Below are 21472 nucleotides of genomic sequence, written 5' to 3' on the forward strand. Positions count from 1 at the left end.
GCGCTTTGATAAAAGCTACTAGCAGGTAGTTATACCGTACAGTAAGAACAACTCAAGGCCATTCTAACTTCGCGCCAAGTGCGATTTCATCGCAGTGGCTGAGAATCTCGGTCCTAAATCCTCTCGTCTACGGTTGAAGAACCTGTCAGTGAAACGGTGGATCTTCGCGAAGAGCATGTCGAAATCGGGCGTCGCCCGGTTGATCGCGCCGTTGGCGATGCTGACGTCGCCCGGTTGATCGCGCCGTTGGCGATGCTGACAGGGCGTTTCAGGATCGGACGATCGAAGCGGAGGAATATCGCGAGGAGGCCGTCGTCGAGAAGGAAGCCCGCGTGGTCGAAGCGATCGGGCTGCGCAGGTAAGGCGCGGCTGCATCTTCAAGGCTTCCTCTTGCGCCGGGGCAGGATCTTCTGGGAAGAAGGGTTGAACAGGCGACTACCGGCGGTGGCTCGCGATGGTGCGGTTCACGCATCCGGCACAACAGATCGTCCTTTGGCGCGACGTCAATGCCATGGCGTATGCTGAAGCAGGGGTGGAGCGCCTGACGGGACAGATCGCGGAACTTCTGCCGACCTGGAACCGCGCAGCGGTCTTGTGCGGCCCTTCAGCCGGTGTGCGGTATTGGGTTTGTTATCGCGGGGACGGTGGGGGCCGAGGTCAGTGCATTCCAACGCTTCCACAATTTTCTGCAACTGATGGCCTACCCCCGCCTGACACCGAGCATCCCAGCGGCGCAGAGGTGCCCTTGGGTTGAAGCGGCCTCCAGAACGTGCACGGCCACGGCCGGAAAGAGGTTCACGCGCATGGACCAGGTCTAGAGCGCGATAGAGTGATCCTGTCGAGTGTCCATTTTTCAGAGGCATCAGGCAAAGACGCCCGCATCGACCGCATCGATGTATTCCAGAACATGCTGCGCTTTGCCGTCCTGCACCAGTTGCATGGCTGTTCGGCCATCAAAGCCGGGAAGCGGTTCCGACCGATACCACGCATAGGCCATCAGTTCAGAGCCGAAGCGGGATTCGACCTTGTTCAGCACCTCCACCAGTTCGCGCAGGCGCCGCTGCGTCTTGTCCGAACTGATGCGGGCTCGTCTCTGCAGCGCGTCTTTGCCCAAACCGACGGTCAATGCGATTTCCTCAACCGAAGTGCGCAGGGCCGCGGCAATCTTGCGCGGTTCGAATTGCCCTGCATCAGTCAAGTCCGTGATACGCATCATTTCTTCTTCAACGGTGCTGTTGACGGTGTGTAGCGTCAATATAGATGAAATTTAAGTTGTCGTTAAGGGCTGCACCCTCGTTTCCTATTCTTATCCGTAGCGCTGCAATGTCCTGAACACCGAATCCTTTCTTCTGTGGGTCTGAAACTTGATGCAGGCGCCCTGACGCCTCCTGCTGCCGACTGAGCGGCGCGCCAAGCGCTGTTGCACCTACCTTCTCCGCGTGTCACGAATGCTTTCCTCGTTTGTCACATTCTCTTTCTGCCGGTTTTCCTTGCCTCTGACCCCCATGTTCACCGCGCAGATGCAGCGCCTCGACCTGACCCGGACCACCCTTGCCCGGCAGAGCGGCATCTCTACTCCGACACTACGCAAGATCATGCGCGGCGGCGGCACCATCGGCAGCCTGTCCCGCTGCTTGCCGCATCTCGATCTCGGCTGGTCCTGGGCGCCGCACCCGACGCTCGATGCAGGCGCATGGCTTGCGACGCTGCGCCGCCGTCAAGGGATGACCCAGGCGGAGGTGGCGGAACGCCTGCAGATCAGTCGGCCGGTGATCATCAGGATCGAAAAGCGCATGCAGGGCGAACTGGCCTCGCTGCGCGGCTACGCTTCGCTCCTCGGCTTCCGAACTCCGATCGCGCCTCTGCGCGGCAAGCGTCGACTCATCCCCGCCCCCAACAGTCCTGACCGTGATCGTGTGATGACGCCGCCAGCGCTTGCGCAAGCGATATGTAGGCATTTCGCGCCCTACCTGCAGGGCACGGTGCTCGATCCGGCACGCGGCGACGGAGCCTTCTATGATAGCTTTCCCGATCACCTCCACCGTGAGTGGTGCGAGATCGAAGCAGGACGGGATTTCCTCCATTGGAGTGAACACGTCGATTGGATCGTCACAAACCCGCCGTGGTCGCTACTGCCGGAGTTCTTGAAGCATTCGATGACTGTCGCCGATAACGTGGTTTTCTTGGCCCCGCTGACAAACCTCACCACGAAGGCCCGGCTACGGATGATCGACAGGACCGGATTTGGCATCGCGGAGCTGGTAAAGATCGATACACCCCGCGACTGGCCCCAAAGCGGGTTTCAACTGGTGGCCGGCTGGCTGCGTCGCGGCCATCTCGACGATTGCCGGATGTCGCGGCTTGACAACCACGCTCCATGAGACCTGGCCACAGCCGGGCCTGAGCAGAGGCGCGCCTCGTGCTCCAAGGGCCGGCGTCGAGACTGGGACGCTATGCCACTCACGCCTTCCCGACATCCCATTCGTGCGTGTCCGCTCCCTACCGCCGCGCGACAATTACGACGCGGTCTCCGGTGGTCAGGAGCAGGGCGCCGGGGGCGGCTTTGCCCCTGCCGCGCATTACACCCCCACATTGCTCCGGTAGCAGAGCCGGGACGGTGCGCGGCGCTGTGGGCGTGGCCGAGACTGGTATCTTCGCTCTTCACCGACACGAACCGCATCGTCGGGCGCGTCGCCGCTTCGCAGATGGCCTCGGCATCTGCCGCATCGTTCTTCTGACGCTTGACGAAGGCCTTGAGGCAAGCCGACGGGATCAGCCGCACATCGTGGCCCAGCTTTGCCGATCTTGCGGCCCAGAAATGCACGCTACCGCACGCGTCTATGGCGACAGTGCAAATCGGGAGCTGGCTGAAGAACAAGAGAACCTGCTCTCTTCTCAGCTTTTTGCGCAGAACTGCCCGCTCTGAGGCCTCAGCCCCATGAACCTGAAGCACATTCTTCACAGGGTCGAGCCCGACCGTGATAATCTCCGACATGACCGTCCTCCTTTGTGGATCATCGCAGACTTACCTCGGCACACAGATGCCGTCGGAGGCGGTCACATCATCAGAGCCGATGCGGCGCCAGCGCCTTTTCCGTCGCCGCGACCCGGAACCGGCGCAATCAGGCCCCGCGACGGCGGATCCGCCCTCACCGGATCTGTCAGCCCGTGGTGAGTGCCGTGGGGCGACGACGGCCTGTCAGCTTCCGCCCGCGGGGTCGAAATACTACTTTACAATAAAATCTACCTATGAGTAGGTTAAAAACGGAGTTGGGAGGGCGTAAGCAAGAACACACCCGGTTCGGCTTGATCGTGATTTAACTTGAGTACGCGAGGGAGACGCTAGAAATGAGTGTAAATTCAACGAAGAAAGTCAGAACGGCTCTCCTGTTATCGTTCCTGGTCGGCGCGTTGCCAGCGCCGGGTTCCGCCGAAGGACTGTCCGATAATGTCGTGAAGATTGCGGTCCTGAACGACATGACCGGAGTCTATTCCGATTCCAACGGCGAAAGCGCGCTGCTCGCCGCGCGGATGGCGATCAAGGATTTCGGCGGCACCGTGCTGGGCAAGAAGATCGAGCTCGTAAACGCCGATCACCACAACAAGCCCGACCTGGCCGCCACCACCGCCCGGCGCTGGTTCGACCAGGAGCAGGTCGACGCGGTCTTCGGCCTTGGCAATACCGCGGTCCACTACGCGGTCGCGAATGTCGCCGAAGAAAAGCACAAGGTGATCTTCAATACCCAAGCCGCGTCCAGCTCGATCACCGGCGAGAATTGCAGCCCGCTGGTCGTGCACTACACCTACGACACCTATGCGCTTGCCAAGGGGACCGTAACCTCGATCCTGGAGAGCGGCGGCAAGAGTTGGTATGTAATCGCGGCGGACTACACGTTCGGTGAAACGCTCAAGAACGATGTGACCGAATTCGTTGAGCAGGGGGGCGGCAAAGTTATCGGCTCCACCAAGCATCCGCTGAATGCCTCGGACTTTTCGTCCTATGTGCTAACGGCGCAAGCCTCCGGCGCCGATGTGGTCGCTTTTGCCAATGCCGGCGCCGATACCGTCAACCTGATGAGAACGGCACAGGAGTTCGGCGTGACCCAGACCCAGACCGTCGCGGCGATGCTTCTGACCATCAACGACATCCACGCCATGGGTCTTGAAACCGCTCAGGGCCTGAACGCGACCACCGGCTTCTATTGGGATCGCACCGACGAGACGCGGGCATGGTCGGAGAAGTTCTACGACCAGTTGCAGCAGATGCCCAACATGCTCGACGCCGGCACCTATTCGGCCATCGGCACTTATCTCAAGGCGGTCGAAAGGGCCGGGTCCGATGATCCGGACGCGGTCATGACGGCGTTGAGGGCGGAGCCGATCAATGACATCTTCGCGACCAACGGCATCATCCGCAAGGATGGGCGCATGGTTCACGACATGTACCAGTTCGAGGTCAAATCCCCCGCGGAATCGAAATCCTCGTGGGACTACTACAAGATCGTCTCGACGGTTCCCGGCGATGTCGCCTTCCGTGACATGGCGTCGGGTGGCTGCCCGCTCGTAAAGTAGACAACGATCCGCATCCCCGTTCCAATTGGGCGGGGGTGCGCGCAGCCTGACCTATCCTTCAGCCACGGAACGCGGACATGACTGAGAACGCGATCACAATGACCCAGCGGCAATTGCAGGCTGAAATGGACCGGGAGGGCGATTGCATCGTGGTCGAACTCGATAGGTGGGTGGAAAGGCTGGGAGACAAGCCGTGCCTCTATTACGGGGATGACGATACCACGCTGACCTATACCGAATTCGGCCGGATCACAGACCGAATTGCCGGAAATCTGGCGTCGCGAGGCGTGAAGAAAGGTGATTTCGTATCTGTCTTCATGGGGAACGCCAAGACCACGATTCTGAGCATGTTCGGCATCTGGAAGGCGGGCGCCGTGTATTGCCCGATCAACTTCGGTTTCAGCGGCGATATTTTGGCCTATCAGATCAACGACACGCGGCCAAAGCTGCTGATCACCGAACGCGCGATGGTGCCCCGCCTGAACCACATCGCGTCCCGGCTATCATCGGTCGAGGGCATCGTCGTTTACGACCCCCCCGAGGGCTCGCACGATGTTCCCCGCGATCCGGTCGATCTGGAAAATGCCCTGAAGGGGATTGCCTGGCAGGATCTTCTCGTTTCCGCGCCGAGGCCCGACATCGCCATCCGTTTCGACGACGTCGCCAACGTGCTTTACACATCCGGCACCACCGGCCCTTCGAAGGGTGTGATCCAGACCCACAGATGGATGAACCAGTACACATTCGTCTGCCGCAGGATGCTGTCGCAGGACGACATCCTCTATAACGATCTGCCCCTCTATCATGTCGGCGGCGCGATTTTCAATGTCGTCCGGGCAATCTGGATGGGGTGCACCGTCGTCGCCTGGGATCGTTTCAGCACCACGGAATTCTGGTCGAGAATTCGAAAGACGGAGGCCAGCGCGGCCTCCCTGATCGACACGATGATCCCCTGGCTCCTCAAGGCCCCTCCGACGCCCGAGGACCGGAACACCCCGCTGAACAAGGTCCATATGCAGCCCCTGCCGGACTCGCATGTCGAGATGGCGCAACGGTTCGGCCTAGATTACATCAGCGTGGGCTTTGGCCAGACCGAATCCGGCATGTCCTTCTTCTCGATCGTGGATGAGGGAAACGGCGATCTGACCCCGCCCAAACTGCGCCGAGGCCTGAGCTGGACGGAGATGCGCGACATGGCGGCGCGGTTCAACGTTCCCTTCGTGAAGGCACACGACGTTTCCATGAAAGGATACATGGGGACTCCGTCCCTCTTCGTTGAGGCCGCGGCCTTCGACGATGAGGGCATGATGTGCCCCAGTGGCGAAATCGGCGAGTTGGCCCTGCGCCCGAAGCTGCCGATGATGTTCTTTCGCGAATATCTGGGAAAACCCGACGTCACCGTGAAGGCGTTCAGGAACTTGTGGTTTCATACCGGCGATACCGTACGGGTCGGAGACGACGGACGGTTCACCTTCATGGACCGGAAAGGCGACCGCATCCGCGTGCGCGGGGAAAACGTGTCGTCATTCGATGTCGAGGAATTCGCAAACCGCTTTCCCGATGTAATCGCAAGCGCGGCCTTCGCCGTTCCGGCAGATGTCGGAGAAGAGGACGATATCGCCCTGTGCGTCGAGATCAGGCCCGGAGCAGCGGTGTCGGAAGAACAGCTGCATGAGTGGCTAGCCCAGAAGATGCCGAAGTTCATGTGCCCGCGTTATATTCGCATCGTGGAAGCCATCCCGCGAACCCCGACATCGAAAATCGAGAAATACAAGCTCAAGCGGGCGCTTCTTTCGGAATTGGGCAAGCAATAGCGCGTCCGAGGCCGATTTGCGTTGTCGATTTCGTTCAACCCGGCTCAATCCAGGTGCGGAAAAAACCCATGACAAGCACGATCGTCTACAGACAAGGTGAAAAACCGTTACACGAGTATCTGCGCCAACATGCCGTGGAGCGGCCTCAAAAACCGGCGATCAACTGGTACGGGGCGGAAATCAGCTTCTCCGAGCTCGACCGCCTGAGCGATGCGTTTGCCGCGCGGCTGCACGAGCGCGGCATCCAAAAGGGCGATCGGGTCGCGCTGTTCCTTCAGAACTCGCCACAATACGTCATCGCGTATCTGGGAAGCCAGAAGCTCGGCGCGATCGTCTGCGCGTGCAGCCCGCTGTTCAAGCAATTCGAGCTCGAAACGCAGCTTTCCGACATGGGTGCGCGGGCCTTGGTCGCGGCCGATGTGCTCTACCCTGTCGTCGAGCAAGTCCTGCCGACAGTCGAAATCGAGCATCTGTTTCTTACCAGCTACAGCGAATTGCTGCCGGATCATCCGACAGTACATGTCCCGGGCGAGGTCTCCGAGGCGAAGCGCCCCCCGGTCGATGGCGCGACGGACTTCATGGAGGCGTTGAGAACCTTCGAAGGCGACGTTCCCCGCCCGGAAATCTCGATGAGCGATACCGCCGCCATGAGCTATACGTCAGGCTCCACCGGCCGGCCGAAGGGCGCGATGCTGCCCTACAGTCAGGCATTGTTCAAGTCGTCGGTCATGGCAGAGGCCTACGATATCCAAGCGTCCGACATAATGCTGGCGGTCGCGCCGCTCTACCACATCGCCGGGATGTCCGCCGGCATCTGCATTCCGGTCTATACCGGCGCGACGACAGTGTTGCTGTTCCGCTTCGATCCACTATCGGTGCTCGAGGCGATCGACCGCAACAAGGTGACCTTCTGGTATAGCGTCACACCGATGAACATCGCCGTCATGGAGCATCCAGAGGCATCCCGCTATCGCCTCGACTCTCTGCGCCTGAACATCGGAACCAGCTTCGGCATTCCGTTGACGGAAGACCGGGCCAAGAAATGGGCGGCGTTCACCGGCGGCTGTCTGGTGGCCGAGGCGGCCTATGGGCTAACCGAGACCCACACATGGGACACCTGCATGCCGCTCGACGATATCCGGTGGGGAACGCATGGAAAACTCAGCCCCGGCGTGCAGTGCCGCATTGTCGACCTTGATACCCGCGCCGAGAAAGCGCGAGGCGAACAGGGCGAGATCCAGTTGAAAGGCCCCGGGCTGTTCCACGGCTATTGGAATAATCGCGAGGCATATGAAGACGCCTTTGAGGGGAAATGGTTCTGCACCGGCGATATCGGCGTGCTGGATGAAGATGATTACCTGACCTTACTCGGCCGGAAAAAGGAAATGATCAAGGTTTCCGGCTACAGCGTCTTTCCGGAGGATGTGGAAACTATTCTGTGCAAGCATCCCGACATCACCCAAGCCGTCATCGTCGGGGTTCCGCATGAGACGAAAGGCGAGGTCGTCAGGGCGGTTCTGGTGATGCGCAAGGGTGCCGACGCCTCGGCCGATGACATCATCGCCTGGTGCAGGGGCAATCTGTCGGCATACAAGGTGCCGCAGCTGGTCAGTTTTGTTGACCATCTGCCCACGACACCGACCGGAAAGGTGCTGAGGCGCCTGGTTAAAGAACTATGACAGGGCGCGAGACGGCTTTCGTTGTACGTTTTGAACGCAAAGACATGTCGCGAGGCCTCTTTCTTGGAAGCGGGATGACGACATGAGCGAGTATATTCTGGAAGCGCGGAATCTGACCAAATGCTTCAAGGGATTCACGGCGGTCGATGATCTTAGTCTCGAGGTCGAAAAGGGCACCATTCACGCCCTGATCGGCCCCAATGGCGCGGGAAAGACGACCTGCTTCAACCTCCTGACGAAGTTCCTTTCTCCGACATCCGGCGAAATCTACTTTCGCGGCAAGGACATAACGCGCGCGACAGCGGCCCAGATCGCAAATATGGGAATTGTCCGGTCGTTCCAGATTTCCGCGATCTTTCCCCATATGACCGTGCTCGAGAACGTTCGCGTCGGGTTGCAGAAGAGCGTCGGCTCGACGTTCCATTTCTGGAAGTCCGAGGCCAGCCTGCATCACCTCAATGATCGGGCGATGGAGATTCTGAGCGAGGTCGGGCTTGACGTATTTTCCGAAACGCTCGCCGTGCACCTGCCCTACGGCCGAAAGCGGGCGCTGGAGTTCGCCGCCACGCTGGCGATGGACCCGGTGCTGATGCTGCTGGACGAACCGACGCAGGGCATGGGGCACGAGGATGTGGACCGGGTCACGGCCCTCATCAGGAAGGTCGCAAGCGGCAGAACCGTGTTGATGGTCGAACACAACATGAGCGTCGTCGAGGGGCTCTGCGACCGGATCACGGTCCTGCAAAGGGGCGCCGTGCTCGCGGAGGGAACGTATGCCGAAGTGTCCACCAACCAGCAGGTGATGCAGGCCTACATGGGTGTGGAGACCGCTCTGGATGCATAAGTCAATGACAACACCCGCTCTCGAAATCGAGAACCTGAATGTCTGGTACGGCGAGTCACATGTCATTCATGATCTTTCCCTGAAGGTGGGCAAGGGCGAAGTGGTGACCCTGCTGGGTCGCAACGGCGCGGGGCGCTCGACCATCCTTCGGGCGGTGATGGGGCTGACCGGACGGCGCGAGGGAGCGATCCGGATCAACGGAATGGACGCGCTGCACCGGCCAATTCACATGATCGCCCGCTGTGGCGTCGGCTACTGCCCGGAGGAGCGGGGCATCTTTGCATCCCTCTCGGTCGAGGAGAACCTGCTGCTGCCGCCGAAGATCGCCGATAACAAGAACGCCATGTCGGTTGAGGCACTCTATGAGATGTTTCCCAACCTGGCGGAGCGCAGACACAGCCAGGGAACCCGCCTGTCGGGCGGCGAGCAGCAAATGCTCGCCGTCGCCCGGATTCTTCGTACGGGCGCCGAGCTGCTGCTGCTCGACGAGATATCCGAAGGCCTGGCCCCGGTCGTCGTTCAGGCACTGGCCGAGGTGATCCGCACCCTGAAATCGCATGGATACACGGTGGTTCTGGTCGAGCAGAACTTCCGGTTTGCGGCGCCGTTGGCGGATCATTTCTACGTTATCGAGCACGGGCAGGTCGTCGAGAGCATTCCCTCGGCCGACCTGCAAGGCAAGATGACGCTCCTGAACAAATTGCTGGGCGTATAGGGCGGGAAACGTGATGACAGAGATTGCAGGTATTCCGCTACAGGTTCTCTATGGCCAGCTGCTGCTTGGTTTGATCAACGGATCGTTCTACGCCATCCTGTCGCTGGGATTGGCCATCATATTTGGCCTTTTGAACATCATCAACTTTGCACATGGTGCATTGTACATGATCGGTGCGTTCCTGACCTGGATGGGGATGTACTATCTAAACATCAACTATTTCGCCATGCTGGTCCTGGCGCCAGTGCTCGTGGGGCTGTTCGGCTGCGTGATCGAGCGATTGCTGTTGCGCCGGCTCTACAATCTGGACCATCTCTATGGCCTGCTGCTGACGTTCGGGGTCACCCTCATCCTCGAGGGCGTGTTTCGTTCGGTGTACGGATCATCGGGACAGGCCTACAGGGTGCCTGCGGCTCTCTCCGGCGCGGTCGATATCGGCTTTATGATCCTGCCGATCTATCGGGCATGGGTCGTGGTCGCGTCCTTAGCCGTCTGCCTTGCAACTTGGATTATCATCGAACGGACGCGGCTGGGTTCCATTCTGCGCGCGGGAACCGAGAACTCCAAGCTGGTCGAGGCTTTCGGTGTGAATGTGCCACTGGTGATCACGGCAACCTTCGGCTTCGGTGCGGGGCTGGCGGCGTTCGCCGGTGTGCTTGCGGCACCGATCATCCAGATATCGCCCCTGATGGGGTCGAACCTCATCATCACGGTTTTCGCGGTGGTCGTCATCGGTGGAATGGGCTCGCTCTTCGGTGCCGTTCTGTCGGGCCTGATGCTCGGACTAATCGAGGGGCTGGCCCGGACATTCTATCCCGAAACCTCGGCCATCGCCGTCTTCATCATCATGGCGATCGTGCTGATGGTTAAGCCTGCTGGTCTATTTGGAAAGGAAAAATAAGATGGGCAAGCGCCTCGCATATGGTCTGTCGTTCGGGGCGATGCTCTTCGCGCCGATGGCCGTCTATCCGATCTTCCTGATGAATGTGCTGGTTTTCGCGCTGTTTGCATGCGCCTTCAATCTGCTTCTCGGGTTCGCCGGGCTCCTGTCTTTCGGCCACGCGGCGTTTTTCGGGTGGTCGGCCTATATCACAGGCCACATGCTGATGGAGATGAACTGGCCGCCACTCGCGGGTATTCTGGCGGGCACGGTGGCGGGTGGCTCGATCGGCCTGATCGTCGGGGCGCTGTCCATCCGCCGCCAGGGCATCTATTTCACCATGGTGACCTTGGCGCTGGCGCAGATGATGTACTTCCTTGCGCTCCAGATGGACTTCACCCGGGGCGAGGACGGCTTGCAGGGGGTTCCGAGAGGGTCCCTGTTCGGGCTCATCGACCTCGGCAACGATCTGAACATGTATTACTTCGTCCTGGCCGTTTTCGTTGGCGGTTATGCACTGATCGTCCGGACGGTGCATTCGCCCTTCGGGCAGGTTCTCAAGGCGATCAAGGAAAACGAGCCGCGGGCGATCTCGCTGGGCTACAAGGTGGAGCGCTACAAGCTCCTGGCCTTCGTATTGTCGGCGGCACTGGCGGCGCTGGCAGGGGCAACCAAGACGGTCGTGCTCGGTTTCGCCACACTGACGGACGTTCACTGGATGATGTCCGGGACCGTAGTTTTGATGACGCTCGTCGGCGGCATGGGCACCTTGATCGGACCCGTCATCGGTGCGGCGGCGATCATCTTCCTCGAATATCGGCTCGACTGGCTGGGAAAAATGCTCGCCGCATCGACGAACATCAACTGGTTCGCCCGGCTCGGGGACTCCGCAACGGTCGTTATCGGCTGCGTCTTCGTCGTTTGCGTACTGGCCTTCCGGCGAGGGGTGGCCGGCGAGGCCAAGGCCTACTGGGCCCGGAGGACAGTGACAGAACAGTTACTCTAAATATCCCGGCATCTCAAGAAACGGCGACATCGCCTCCGGGTTCGGAGGGACCAGAAAGATTCGGCCAAAGGAGCTCGGCGTGAAAATCAGATCGTTGTTAATCGCAAATCGCGGTGAAGTCGCAATTCGGGTGGCCCGGGCAGCAGCAGATATGGGCATCCGCACCGTGGCGGTGTATTCCGAGGACGACGCCAATTCACTTCACGTCAGAGCGGCCGATCATGTCGTTGATCTTGAGGCTAGGGGCGCGGCGGCTTACCTCGACATCGAAAAGATCATCTCGGTTGCGATCGCCAACGACTGCGACGCGATCCACCCCGGATACGGATTTCTGAGCGAAAACGCCGAATTCGCAAAGCGATGCGCGGAAGAGGGCCTGATTTTCGTCGGACCGCAGCCCCACGTTCTGGAACTGATGGGCGACAAGGTCAAGGCCCGGCGTCTGGCGCAGGATGCCGACGTGCCGGTGAGCCCGGGGACGTCGCACGCCTCCAGTCTGGAGGAAGTTCGCGAGTTCTTCCTTTCGCTTGAATCCGACACACCCGCGATCATGATAAAGGCCGTTGCCGGCGGTGGCGGGCGGGGAATTCGCACCGTCGAAAGCGCAGATGCCGTCGAGGATGCCTATATCCGCTGTCAATCCGAGGCATTGGCAGCCTTTGGAAACGGCGAGGTCTATGCGGAGGAGTATCTGCGCCAGGCCCGCCACATCGAGGTGCAGATCGTCGGCGATGGCGCGGGAAACGCGGTTCATCTCTGGGAACGCGAATGTTCCTTGCAGCGGCGAAATCAAAAGCTGATCGAGATCGCGCCTAGTCCCGCGCTCGCTCCCGGCTTGATCGCGAGGATAACTGGCGCCGCGGTGCGGTTGGCGCAGAAGGTCCGGTACAAGGGGATCGGGACGTTTGAGTTCCTGGTGGATGCGACCGACAACAGCGAGACGTCGACCTTCATATTCATGGAGGCTAACCCGAGACTTCAGGTCGAACATACCGTGACGGAAGAGGTCACCGGTATCGACCTGGTCAAGACCCAGCTGCGGATCGCGAGCGGGGCCGGACTCGATGAGATCGGTTTGAGGCAAGACCGGATCGCCCGGCCGACGGGCTACGCCATCCAGCTGCGCATCAACATGGAAGTCATGAACGAGGACGGCAGTGCACGTCCCTCCGGCGGAACGCTCAAGCACTTCGACTTGCCCTCGGGCCCGGGCGTTCGCGTCGATACGTTCGGATACACCGGCTATCGCACCAATCCCAATTTCGACTCGCTGCTGGCAAAGCTGATCGTCTCCTGCCCAGACTGCGCGTTCCCGCAAGCATTGCGACGCGCCTACCGGGCATCGTGTGAATTCAGGATCGAAGGGGTTCCCACGAATCTGGCATTCTTGCAGAACCTGTTGCGCCGTCCCGAAGTGGCATCGGGACATATCGACACCCATTTCGTCGCGGCGCATGTGCGGGAATTGCTGGCCGCCGACCCGGCCGATCAACATCCGCGCCTCCATGCCGTCTCGAGCGGACATCAATCCGGAGATTCCGCCGCGCAGGGGCGCAGACTGGACGCGGTTCGTCTTCCGGACGGAGTGATGGAAATCGGTGCGCCGACGCAAGGCACCGTCGTGGCGATCAAGGTCGATGAGGGGCAGACCGTGCAGCGCGGCGAGGAAATCGCGGTCATCGAGGCGATGAAGATGCAGCACGCCATCCTCGCCGAAACTGGCGGCACCATCACGGCGTGCCTGGCCGGCGTCGGCGATACGCTGATACTGAACGATCCGATATTCCATATCGAACGCGTGGCAGCCGAGGATGACGACTGTCGACGTGCCGCTTCGGTCGCTCTGGACGACATCCCCGCGTCCCTGAGCGCGCTTTGGGAGCGGCAGCACGCGACACTTGACGAGGCCCGTCCCGACGCTGTCAGGGGGCGTCACAAGAAAGGGCAGCGTACCGCACGGGAAAACGTCGCGGATCTGTGTGATCCCGATACGTTCATCGAGTATGGCTCGCTCGCTCTTCCCAAAAAGAGGGGCCATGGGTCTACCGCGGACCTCATCCGCACCTGCCCGGCGGATGGCATGGTTACCGGCATCGGCAACGTCAATGGCGCATCCTTCGAGAACAGCGATACTCGATGCGTTGTCCTGGCCTATGACTACACCGTGTTCGCCGGCACGCAGAGCAGGATGAACCACAAGAAAACCGACCGGCTAGTTCACCTTGCGGAGCAATGGAGGCTGCCGATCGTCACGTTTGCCGAAGGGGGCGGGGGTCGTCCGAGCGACGTCGACCAGGAAGGCAGCATGCTGAGCGCCCTGACCTTCGCGAATTTCGCAAAGCTCAGCGGTGCGGTGCCCCGAATCGGCATCGCGTCCGGCTATTGCTTTGCGGGCAACGCCGCGCTGCTGGGTTGCTGCGATGTGGTCATCGCAACCGAGAATGCATCCATCGGCATGGGTGGGCCGGCCATGATCGAGGGCGGCGGGCTGGGCCGGTTCAGGCCAGAAAACGTCGGCCCGGTGGCCGTCCAGGCGTCAAATGGCGTCATTGACGTCGTTGTGCGCGATGAGTCGGAGGCCGTCGACGTCGCCAAGAAATACCTAGGCTACTTCCAGGGAGACAGCAAAGACTGGACCCATGTCGACCAGAGGGTCTTGCGGCACCTCGTTCCGCAAGACCGGTTGCGCGCATACGACATGCGGTCGGTGATAGATGCCGTCGCGGATACGGATTCGGTACTGGAGTTGCGCCGGAGTTTTGGCACCGGCATCATCACCGCCCTGATCCGCATCGAGGGTCGCCCCTTGGGCCTGATCGCCAACAACCCCTTGCATCTTGGCGGCGCGATAGACGCAGATGCCGCCGACAAGTCGTCCCGTTTCATGCGTCTTTGCGAGGCCTTCGGATTGCCCCTGATATCGCTGTGCGACACGCCCGGTTTCATGGTCGGTCCGGACTCGGAAAGGACAGCGATGGTCCGCCATGTGTCGAGAATGTTCGTCACCTCCGCAAGCCTGACGATACCCGTGTTCACGGTCTTCGTGCGCAAGGGTTACGGTCTGGGGGCGATGGCCATGGCCGGCGGCGCGACGCACGCATCGGTCTTCTCGATCGGATGGCCGACAGCGGAATTCGGCGCAATGGGCATCGAAGGGGCCGTGAAGCTCGGCTATCGGAAAAAACTGGAGAATATCGCCGACGAGGATCAAAGAAAGGTCGAGTTCAACAGGATGGTCGCCCATTCTTATGAAATGGGACATGCGATCAACATCGCGTCCTATTTCGAGATCGACAATGTGATCGACCCGGCAAAGACCCGGTACTGGCTGACCCACGGCCTGGAGGCCACGTCGTTCGGCAGAAAGTCCGGACAGCAAGCGGCCACGGGAAAATTCCTTGACACATGGTAAGCTGCGCATTCGCGAGCGGGGAAATCGGGTGCGCCGGGGGCGACGGCACCCCGCCCCGCCCGCATGACGGGTCCGCCAAGGGATGCGGCTTGCACCTTTCTTGCGCGATAGGCGGGGGCATCCACCGCATCAGTTCGGTAGCGTCCACGGACGTGGTGTAATTTCACCGGCGTTGCCGGTGTAGGGCGAGGTGGCCATCGAGCAACTGTGTTTATTTGCCGGGCTGAGGCTGCCAAGGTGCGCCGGTTTTGATGATCGCGTTTGCGATTGTGACCAGCCTTCGTGCGATTGCGATAATGGTTAGTTTGTGTGGCTTCCCGCGCTCTTTGAGGCGCTTGGCGACTGGCCTGAGAATTGGGTTGGGCAGGCCGCGGCGAGCGCAGCTTGGAACAGCACATGCCGTAAAGACCGTCGTCCGCCCGCGATTGTTCTCCTTCCTCGCATCGCACCGCTGTCATGAGGAACCGGCGCCAGGCCGGTCATGGCAGCGGCTTCGCCTGATGTCATCCGGCCTAGCTCGGGCAATTCGGCAGTCAGCATCGCAGCCGCACACACCGGTCTCAAGGCCGCCATCACCCGCGTCTTTGAAGCAACCTGGCAGCGTTGCCGCGTTCACTGGATGCGCAACGCCCTGGCCCATGTCTCGAAGGGGCAGCACACGGTTGTGGCCGCCGCGATCCGCCAGGCATTCGAACAGCCGGACCGCATCCATGCTGCGGAAACGTGGCATCGTGTGGCGGATCAGGTTCGCCCCCGCTGGCCCAAGCTCGCCGACCTCATGGACAACAGCGAGCACGACGTGCTGGCCTACATGTCCTTCCCACGCCAGCACCGCACCAAGCTCCACAGCACAAATCCGATTGAGCGCCTCAACAAGGAGGTAAAGCGCCGCGATGTCGTCGGGATATTCCCCAACGAAGCATCGATCATGCGCCTCATCGGAGCCGTGCTGTTCGAACAGAATGACGAATGGCAGACCTCGAGCCGCTACATGATGGTCGAGGCCTTCGCCCAGATCGACAAGGAGGAGATCGACCCCATTCTAAGCATTGCCACAAAAGCCGCCTGATCATGAACTCAGGCCATCTCGGAATTTACACCACCTTGACGGACGTGACCATCAGTTCAGTCTCGCCATGGCAAAAGCGCTTCTCAAGGATCCCAACATCCCCGTGGAGCAGATTGCCAAGCGTCTGGGAGTAAGTCGAGCGACCTTCTACGCCTACTTCCCTCAGGCAAGAGGAAAAAACCTGCCATAAAGCGTGGACCGCAGCTTGGACGAGTTGGCGATTTGAAGCCGGCACCTGCTTAATGTGGCTTTGACCAACCCAGTAATGAGCTGGCAAGCGAGGAGATGGACAGGCCTGGTGAAGCCATGCAGGTCACATCAAGTTTCCCAGCTTGTCCCGCAACTCGGCCGAGAATGCTGCAGGCCGCCCTGACACAGTGTTAACATGCACTAGGAACCCAGCGGCAGAGGCGAGCGTGTCGTCACTCCGAAACAGACCCAAGTCGTAGCGCACCGATGATCGACCTAAGTGCCCGACCCGTAGCCCGACCACAATGAGATCAGGGTAAGCCAACTCGTTAAAGTAGCGGCAACCCGTCTCGACAACCAGAAACCTGTTGGGGCCGCTCGCCGCTTGAGAGCAGCCTAGATCGAGCAGCAATCGATTCACCGCTGTGTCGAAGAATTGGTAGTGCACCGCATTATTCATATGCCCAAAGGCGTCATTGTCGATCCACCGTGTGGGCAGCGCCAAGGCATGGGGATAGTCACTCCGGTCGCGCGAAACCGCCGTTACCATGCTGCGTTGTAGATGCCGAGGGCATCGTCCTGCGTAAGCTTCCTAGGATTGTTGATTAGAAGCCGAGTCTGGTTCATCGCGTCGGACGCCATGCCCGCCAGCGCTTCTTGCGGGATACCCACGTCACGCAGATGCTGCTGCAGGCCGCAGCGCACGCTTAGCTCCTGCAGTGCCTCGCAAAAGGCGAATGCGGTGGCGCGCTCATCGGCGGCACGCAGGGAGGGGAACACAATGGGCGCAAGATGGGCATATCCAGCGGGCGCCGTTTCTGCGTTAAAGCGCAGCACATGCGGCAGAACAAGGGCGTTCGACAGCCCGTGCGACACCTTGAACCGCCCACCGATCGGATAGGCCAGCGCATGAATGGCCGCAACCGGGGAATTCGCAAACGCCTGACCCGCAAGCAGCGATCCCAGCAGCATGTCGGACCGTGCCTGCACATCGCCTGGTGTCGCAACGGCGCTCTCCAGCGACCGCCCCATCAGGTGCAGCGCCTCGCAAGCGAGCGCACGCGAGACGGGATTGTTGTTCGGGCTGGCTGAGCAATAGGATTCGATGGCGTGAACCATGGCATCTATACCCGTCGCAGCGGTCACATGCGGGGGCAACCCCAACGTGGTTTCCGGGTCCAGCACCGCAATATCTGGCAGCAGCACCGGGCTGACCACACCGAACTTTTCGTTGGTGTCGGTGCTGACGATGGCGATAGGCGTCACCTCGGACCCGGTCCCGGCCGTCGTCGGCACCGCCACCAGCGGCAGGCGCCCGGCCGATAGTCGGCCGATGCCGTAGCAGTCACGCAGGTCGGCACCGCTGAACGCCAGTGCCGCGGCCAGCTTGGCCACGTCCAGCGATGATCCGCCGCCAAGCCCGATTACCCCGGTCGCGTCGACGGCACGTATCCGGTCGCGCGCGGCATTTACGATCTGCTCGGACGGGTCGGCGGCAACGTCCTGAAAAATGTGCACCTCCGCCCCGGCAGCACGCAAGGCGGCGTCGGCCCGGCGGGGCATGCCCGTCGCCATCATGCCGGGATCCGTCACCATCACGATCCGCGCTCCAAGCAATGGCGCCGCGATCACGTCAAGCTGGTCGAGAAGCCCCGCTCCGAAGCGGATCGAGCGCGTGGTTTCGAACGTGAAGGACATTTATTTCCCCTGTGGAGGCGCCGCGGCACCCGTGGAATCGTACAGGCGTTCAACCTGTGCCATGACGCGTTCGTCCAGTTCAGCGACGTCGATGCCAAGGTCGCGGGCGAAGATCTCGCGAAACAGGGCATAGCCATAGACGGTCGCCGCATAGGTGGCGTGCAGCGCCGGCAGGTCGTCGACGTCTGGAACCAGGCCCAAAGCGCGGTCCCGTTCCAGCTGCAGCAACGTCGTCTCCGCATTCGGCATCAGCCGCGGCGCGGTCGAGCCGTCCAGATGCAGCAGCGTCGTTAGGCGCAGCGACGACCCTCCCCCCAGCAGCGACCGTAGGGCGTGGACCACCCGCGCGCCCAAATTCATCGGCTGCGACGGCGTCCGCGTCTGGACCTGCCGCCGCCGCAACTCGTGCTTGATCGCTGAACGAAGAAGACCCCGACGCGAGCCGAAGTGGTGATAAACCAGTGTCCGGTTCACGCCTGCCGCCTTGGCCACCTCGTTTAGGTTGATGCCGGTCAGCACCCCCTGCTCTTCCAGCATCTGCAGGACGGCATCTTCGACTCTAGTGGCCGTACCCGTTTCCGGGGCGACACCTGCGGCCGAGGCAGATTTCGTCGACATGTCTAATCTTCCTCAAAGTCCCGCGAACTTTTCCCTTACATGGGGTCCACGCAGCGGGCCAAGCAACAAGGCGCCGTCAAGCTCCTCGATATTGCCGAAGGATGCCCGTGCGGCAATTGCCCGGAATTGCCGCTTGGTCAAGAAAAGCGCCTCGGGATCGATCTGCAACAGGGCGTCGATACGCTGTTGGACCTGTTGCCCAAGCTGATCTGGCGCGAACGCAGCCGAGAAGAGGCCGGCTTCGACCGCCTGCGTGCCCGAAAGCTCTTCGAATTCAGCCAGCAGCGACCATGCGCGGGTGGTGCCGACCAGTTCGATCAGGCGATAAAGCGCGCCCCAGCCCAGCGGCAGGGCCAGTTTCAGTTCTGGCAGCGACATCCTTGCGTCGTCGGCCGCAAAGCGCATGTCGCAGCACATCGCCATGACCAGCCCGCCGCCGACGGCGTGGCCGTGCACCTGCGCGATAGTCAGCGCGTTCGTGCCCATCAGCCCGCGCTTCAGCTGAACGCCGACCTCAATTGCATTTTGTGTGCGACCGATGTTTTCCTCGCTGGTCTTGAAGCCAGGATACTGCTTGCGATCCGCACCTGCGCAGAAAGACCGGCCAGCGCCGCGCAGCAGGATGATCCGAGCGCCCTCGGCGTCGGCTTGCTGGAACGCGTGGCCAACCTCATCTAGGGCGTCGGCAGTCATGGCGTTTAAGGTCTCGGGGCGGTTCAGCATGACGGTCGCGACAGTCTTCGCGTCATTCCATGTCAGATCAATGCTCATTTTCCAGTCCATTTCGGTTGGCGCTTCTCGGTAAAAGCGCGGGCTGCTTCAGTGCCATCTGCAGTGGCGACCATGGAGCTGTGACGACGGGCCTCACGATCAAGCGCCTCGGCAAACGAGATCTCATCGGCGTCATTGAGGTTTTGCTTGATCAGCGGCAGCGCCAACGGTGCGGCAGCAGCCAGATCGCGGGCGATCTCCAGCACCGCATCAAGCAGGACGTCGGGCTCTTCGATCCCTGAAACCAGACCCATGTCTAGGGCCTCCTGCGCGGTGATCGGCTTTGAACGCAGGTAAAGATCGCGCGCTCGGCCACCACCCACGATCCGCGGCAGCAGCCAGGTCCCCCCGAAATCCCCCGACAGCCCCGCATTTCGGAAGGCCGTCGCGAACCGCGCCTTGCTCGAGGCAAAACGCAGATCGGTCGCGCACGCCCACGAAAAACCCGCCCCCGCGCAGGCACCGTTGATCGCTGAAATCGTGATCTTGGGCATGTCGCGCAAAAGCTGCGACGAGCGCATGAAGTTGCGCAGCCGCCCCGTCTGCGAGGCCAGCGGCGGATCGCCCGCGACGGCGCCGCCCGGACCGCGCTTCAGGTCGCCCCCGGCGCAGAACGCCCGGCCTGCGCCGGTCAGGATCATCACGCGGATCGTGGGATCGTCGGTGACCCGCTCCAGTTGCGCCAACACATCGTCAAGGAAGGCGGGCGTCATCGTGTTCATCGCGTCCGGGCGGTTCAGCGTCAACTGCGCCACGCCGTCGGCTACAACTTCAAGAATGGTTTGCTGCTCGGTCATATCGATCATGCCTTCTTCTGAACGGAAACCGGACGCTGGAACTCCCGGATGCCGAATAGGCCCATCTCGCGGCCGCTGCCGGATTGATTGAAACCGCCGAACGGCGCGCGCGGATTGAACGGCGCCCCGTTCACGTCGATCTGCCCGGCGCGCAGGCGAGCAATGATCCTATCGATGCGGGCTGCATCGGCACCCCAGATCGCGGCGGCAAGACCATAGGCGGTGTCGTTTGCCAGCGCGATCAGATCATCCTCGTCGTCGTAACCCAGCACGACGATCACCGGGCCAAACACTTCGGATTGGACGATCTCGGCCGCGCGGTCATGTGCAAGAAATACGGCGGGCTGGACCTGCCAACCCCTCTGCCCCGCCGCCGGGTCGGCCCCCGTCACGAGCTCAATTTTCGGGTTGGCCTTGGCGCGGGCGATAAAGCCCCGCACGCGGTCGAACTGCGCCTGCGAGATGACCGGACCGAGCCGCGTAGCCATCTGGTCGGCCAGCGCGCCGACCTTGGCCGCCGCATCGTGCAACATTGCGCGGGGCACCAGGATACGGGTCAGCGCGTTGCAGGTCTGTCCGCTGTTCAGCAACCCGCCATTGACCATCGCCTTCAGCGCGGCATCCGGGTCAGCATCGTCTAGCAGGATGCCCGCGGATTTTCCGCCCAGTTCCAGAAAGCACGGCTTGAGGTGGCTTGCCGCAGCTTGTGCCACCGCGCGCCCACCCTCGACCGAGCCGGTGAAGGATACCGCGTCGATTCCCGGATGGTTGACGAGTGCTGCGCCGGTGCGGGCATCGCCCGGCACCACGTTCACAACCCCGGCAGGTGTCGTCTCGGCAAGTATCTCCATCATCATGGCATTGGTCCGCGGCGTCAGCTCGCTGGGCTTCACCACCAGCGTACACCCCGCAGCCAGCCCGGCGCCGATCTTGGCCATGGCCTGGTGCAGCGGATAGTTCCACGGCGTGATGGCGGCGATGACACCGATCGGGCGGTGAGTGATGGTCGAATGGCCAATCGTCTCGTCCGCAAGTGCCGCATCTAGGTCAGCAGCGAACCCGCGCAGCACATGGACCGGCAGACTGGCCTGCACCGCCCGTGCGATCTTTTCGGGCGTGCCAACCTCGGCATTGATGGCGGCCGCAAGATCGTCGGCGCGTTGCTCGATCCCGTCTGCCAGCGCCTCGATCACCTTGCGGCGGGTCGCGGCGTCGGTCTGCGACCACGCGGGAAACGCATCCCGCGCGGCGGACACCGCGGCGTCGACATCGGCGTCATCCGCATGGGCCGTGCGACGGTCCTGCTGCCCGGTAAGAGGGCTGGTTAGATCCTGGTGACGCTTTCCCTGCACGGGGGCGATCGTGCCATTCACGAGGGCGATGTCGTGTACGGTCATAAGTTATCCTT

At 61.3% G+C, this 21472-nt stretch carries 19 protein-coding genes and 2 pseudogenes; 12 read left to right on the top strand and 9 right to left on the bottom strand.

The genetic code is table 11. The annotated features are described in order from the left end of the window. The first annotated feature begins 281 nt into the window (after positions 1-281). Entirely contained in the window at positions 282-362 is an 81-nt protein-coding gene (locus CYR75_RS16485) for a hypothetical protein (RefSeq protein WP_225972956.1), read from the top strand. Between the two features lie 500 nt (positions 363-862). Here CYR75_RS16485 and CYR75_RS15015 read toward each other — a convergent pair whose 3' ends face one another. Continuing rightward, the gene (locus CYR75_RS15015; RefSeq protein ID WP_101501196.1) at positions 863-1213 is read right to left on the bottom strand and encodes an MbcA/ParS/Xre antitoxin family protein; all 351 of its coding nucleotides are present in this window, start codon (positions 1211-1213) and stop codon (positions 863-865) included. A 292-nt stretch (positions 1214-1505) separates the two neighbouring features. Between CYR75_RS15015 and CYR75_RS16110 the strand changes: the two genes are divergently transcribed. Then, on the top strand, positions 1506-2381 hold the full coding sequence (locus CYR75_RS16110; RefSeq protein WP_158644682.1) for a helix-turn-helix domain-containing protein: 876 nt from the start codon (positions 1506-1508) through the stop codon (positions 2379-2381). A 272-nt stretch (positions 2382-2653) separates the two neighbouring features. On the opposite strand, the pseudogene CYR75_RS15025 reads toward CYR75_RS16110, so the two are convergent. After that, a pseudogene (locus CYR75_RS15025) lies at positions 2654-2995 on the bottom strand (IS110 family transposase); the annotation flags it as partial. Positions 2996-3348: 353 nt separating this feature from the next. Between CYR75_RS15025 and CYR75_RS15030 the strand changes: the two are divergent. The 8 genes from CYR75_RS15030 (at position 3349) to CYR75_RS15065 (ending at position 14922) form a co-directional block, all read left to right on the top strand. Next, a complete protein-coding gene (locus CYR75_RS15030) occupies positions 3349-4572 on the top strand; it encodes an ABC transporter substrate-binding protein (RefSeq protein WP_101501081.1) in 1224 nt (407 codons plus the stop codon). 77 nt (positions 4573-4649) lie between these two features. Further along, positions 4650-6386 carry an AMP-binding protein gene (locus CYR75_RS15035; RefSeq protein ID WP_225972949.1) on the top strand — a complete coding sequence of 579 codons (1737 nt, stop codon included), beginning with the start codon at positions 4650-4652 and terminating at the stop codon, positions 6384-6386. A 68-nt stretch (positions 6387-6454) separates the two neighbouring features. Further along, positions 6455-8065 (top strand): AMP-binding protein, encoded by a 1611-nt coding sequence (locus CYR75_RS15040; RefSeq protein WP_101501083.1) that lies wholly within the window; start codon positions 6455-6457, stop codon positions 8063-8065. Positions 8066-8147: 82 nt separating this feature from the next. Next, positions 8148-8909: an ABC transporter ATP-binding protein gene (locus CYR75_RS15045; RefSeq protein WP_101501084.1), complete on the top strand. Its 762-nt coding sequence runs from the start codon at positions 8148-8150 to the stop codon at positions 8907-8909. 4 nt (positions 8910-8913) lie between these two features. After that, entirely contained in the window at positions 8914-9624 is a 711-nt protein-coding gene (locus tag CYR75_RS15050; protein ID WP_101501085.1) for an ABC transporter ATP-binding protein, read from the top strand. 13 nt (positions 9625-9637) lie between these two features. Continuing rightward, positions 9638-10525 carry a branched-chain amino acid ABC transporter permease gene (locus tag CYR75_RS15055; RefSeq protein WP_101501086.1) on the top strand — a complete coding sequence of 296 codons (888 nt, stop codon included), beginning with the start codon at positions 9638-9640 and terminating at the stop codon, positions 10523-10525. A gap of 1 nt (position 10526) precedes the next feature. Next, positions 10527-11510 carry a branched-chain amino acid ABC transporter permease gene (locus CYR75_RS15060; protein ID WP_101501087.1) on the top strand — a complete coding sequence of 328 codons (984 nt, stop codon included), beginning with the start codon at positions 10527-10529 and terminating at the stop codon, positions 11508-11510. Between the two features lie 79 nt (positions 11511-11589). After that, a complete protein-coding gene (locus CYR75_RS15065) occupies positions 11590-14922 on the top strand; it encodes a carboxyl transferase domain-containing protein (RefSeq protein WP_101501088.1) in 3333 nt (1110 codons plus the stop codon). Positions 14923-15222: 300 nt separating this feature from the next. Here the strand turns inward: CYR75_RS15065 and CYR75_RS15070 are convergent, their stop codons facing one another. Continuing rightward, entirely contained in the window at positions 15223-15495 is a 273-nt protein-coding gene (locus CYR75_RS15070; RefSeq protein WP_225972950.1) for an IS110 family transposase, read from the bottom strand. Here CYR75_RS15070 and CYR75_RS15075 point away from each other — a divergent pair. Both CYR75_RS15075 and CYR75_RS15080 read left to right on the top strand, forming a co-directional pair. After that, positions 15422-15991, top strand: a pseudogene (locus CYR75_RS15075) (transposase); the annotation flags it as partial. The gene CYR75_RS15070 and the pseudogene CYR75_RS15075 sit on opposite strands and share 74 nt — an antisense overlap. A 67-nt stretch (positions 15992-16058) precedes the next feature. Continuing rightward, the gene (locus CYR75_RS15080; protein ID WP_318779004.1) at positions 16059-16181 is read left to right on the top strand and encodes a helix-turn-helix domain-containing protein; all 123 of its coding nucleotides are present in this window, start codon (positions 16059-16061) and stop codon (positions 16179-16181) included. Positions 16182-16304: 123 nt separating this feature from the next. On the opposite strand, the gene CYR75_RS15085 is transcribed toward CYR75_RS15080, so the two are convergent. From CYR75_RS15085 to CYR75_RS15110, 6 genes are read right to left on the bottom strand one after another with little or no spacing between them, the layout of a single operon-like run. After that, positions 16305-16685 carry an acyl-CoA thioesterase gene (locus CYR75_RS15085; RefSeq protein ID WP_318779005.1) on the bottom strand — a complete coding sequence of 127 codons (381 nt, stop codon included), beginning with the start codon at positions 16683-16685 and terminating at the stop codon, positions 16305-16307. A gap of 38 nt (positions 16686-16723) precedes the next feature. Beyond that, entirely contained in the window at positions 16724-17878 is a 1155-nt protein-coding gene (locus CYR75_RS15090; protein ID WP_101501090.1) for an iron-containing alcohol dehydrogenase, read from the bottom strand. Then, the gene (locus CYR75_RS15095) at positions 17879-18496 is read right to left on the bottom strand and encodes a TetR/AcrR family transcriptional regulator (protein WP_101501091.1); all 618 of its coding nucleotides are present in this window, start codon (positions 18494-18496) and stop codon (positions 17879-17881) included. A gap of 12 nt (positions 18497-18508) precedes the next feature. After that, a complete protein-coding gene (locus tag CYR75_RS15100) occupies positions 18509-19267 on the bottom strand; it encodes an enoyl-CoA hydratase/isomerase family protein (RefSeq protein ID WP_158644683.1) in 759 nt (252 codons plus the stop codon). Beyond that, positions 19264-20073, bottom strand: a complete 810-nt coding sequence (locus CYR75_RS15105) for an enoyl-CoA hydratase/isomerase family protein (RefSeq protein ID WP_101501093.1) — start codon at positions 20071-20073, stop codon at positions 19264-19266. The genes CYR75_RS15100 and CYR75_RS15105 overlap by 4 nt, the downstream gene beginning before the upstream one ends. Then, positions 20070-21461 (bottom strand): aldehyde dehydrogenase family protein, encoded by a 1392-nt coding sequence (locus CYR75_RS15110; protein WP_101501094.1) that lies wholly within the window; start codon positions 21459-21461, stop codon positions 20070-20072. The genes CYR75_RS15105 and CYR75_RS15110 overlap by 4 nt, the downstream gene beginning before the upstream one ends. Between the last annotated feature and the right edge of the window lie 11 nt (positions 21462-21472).

The organism is Paracoccus jeotgali (assembly GCF_002865605.1).
Taxonomy (GTDB): domain Bacteria; phylum Pseudomonadota; class Alphaproteobacteria; order Rhodobacterales; family Rhodobacteraceae; genus Paracoccus; species Paracoccus jeotgali.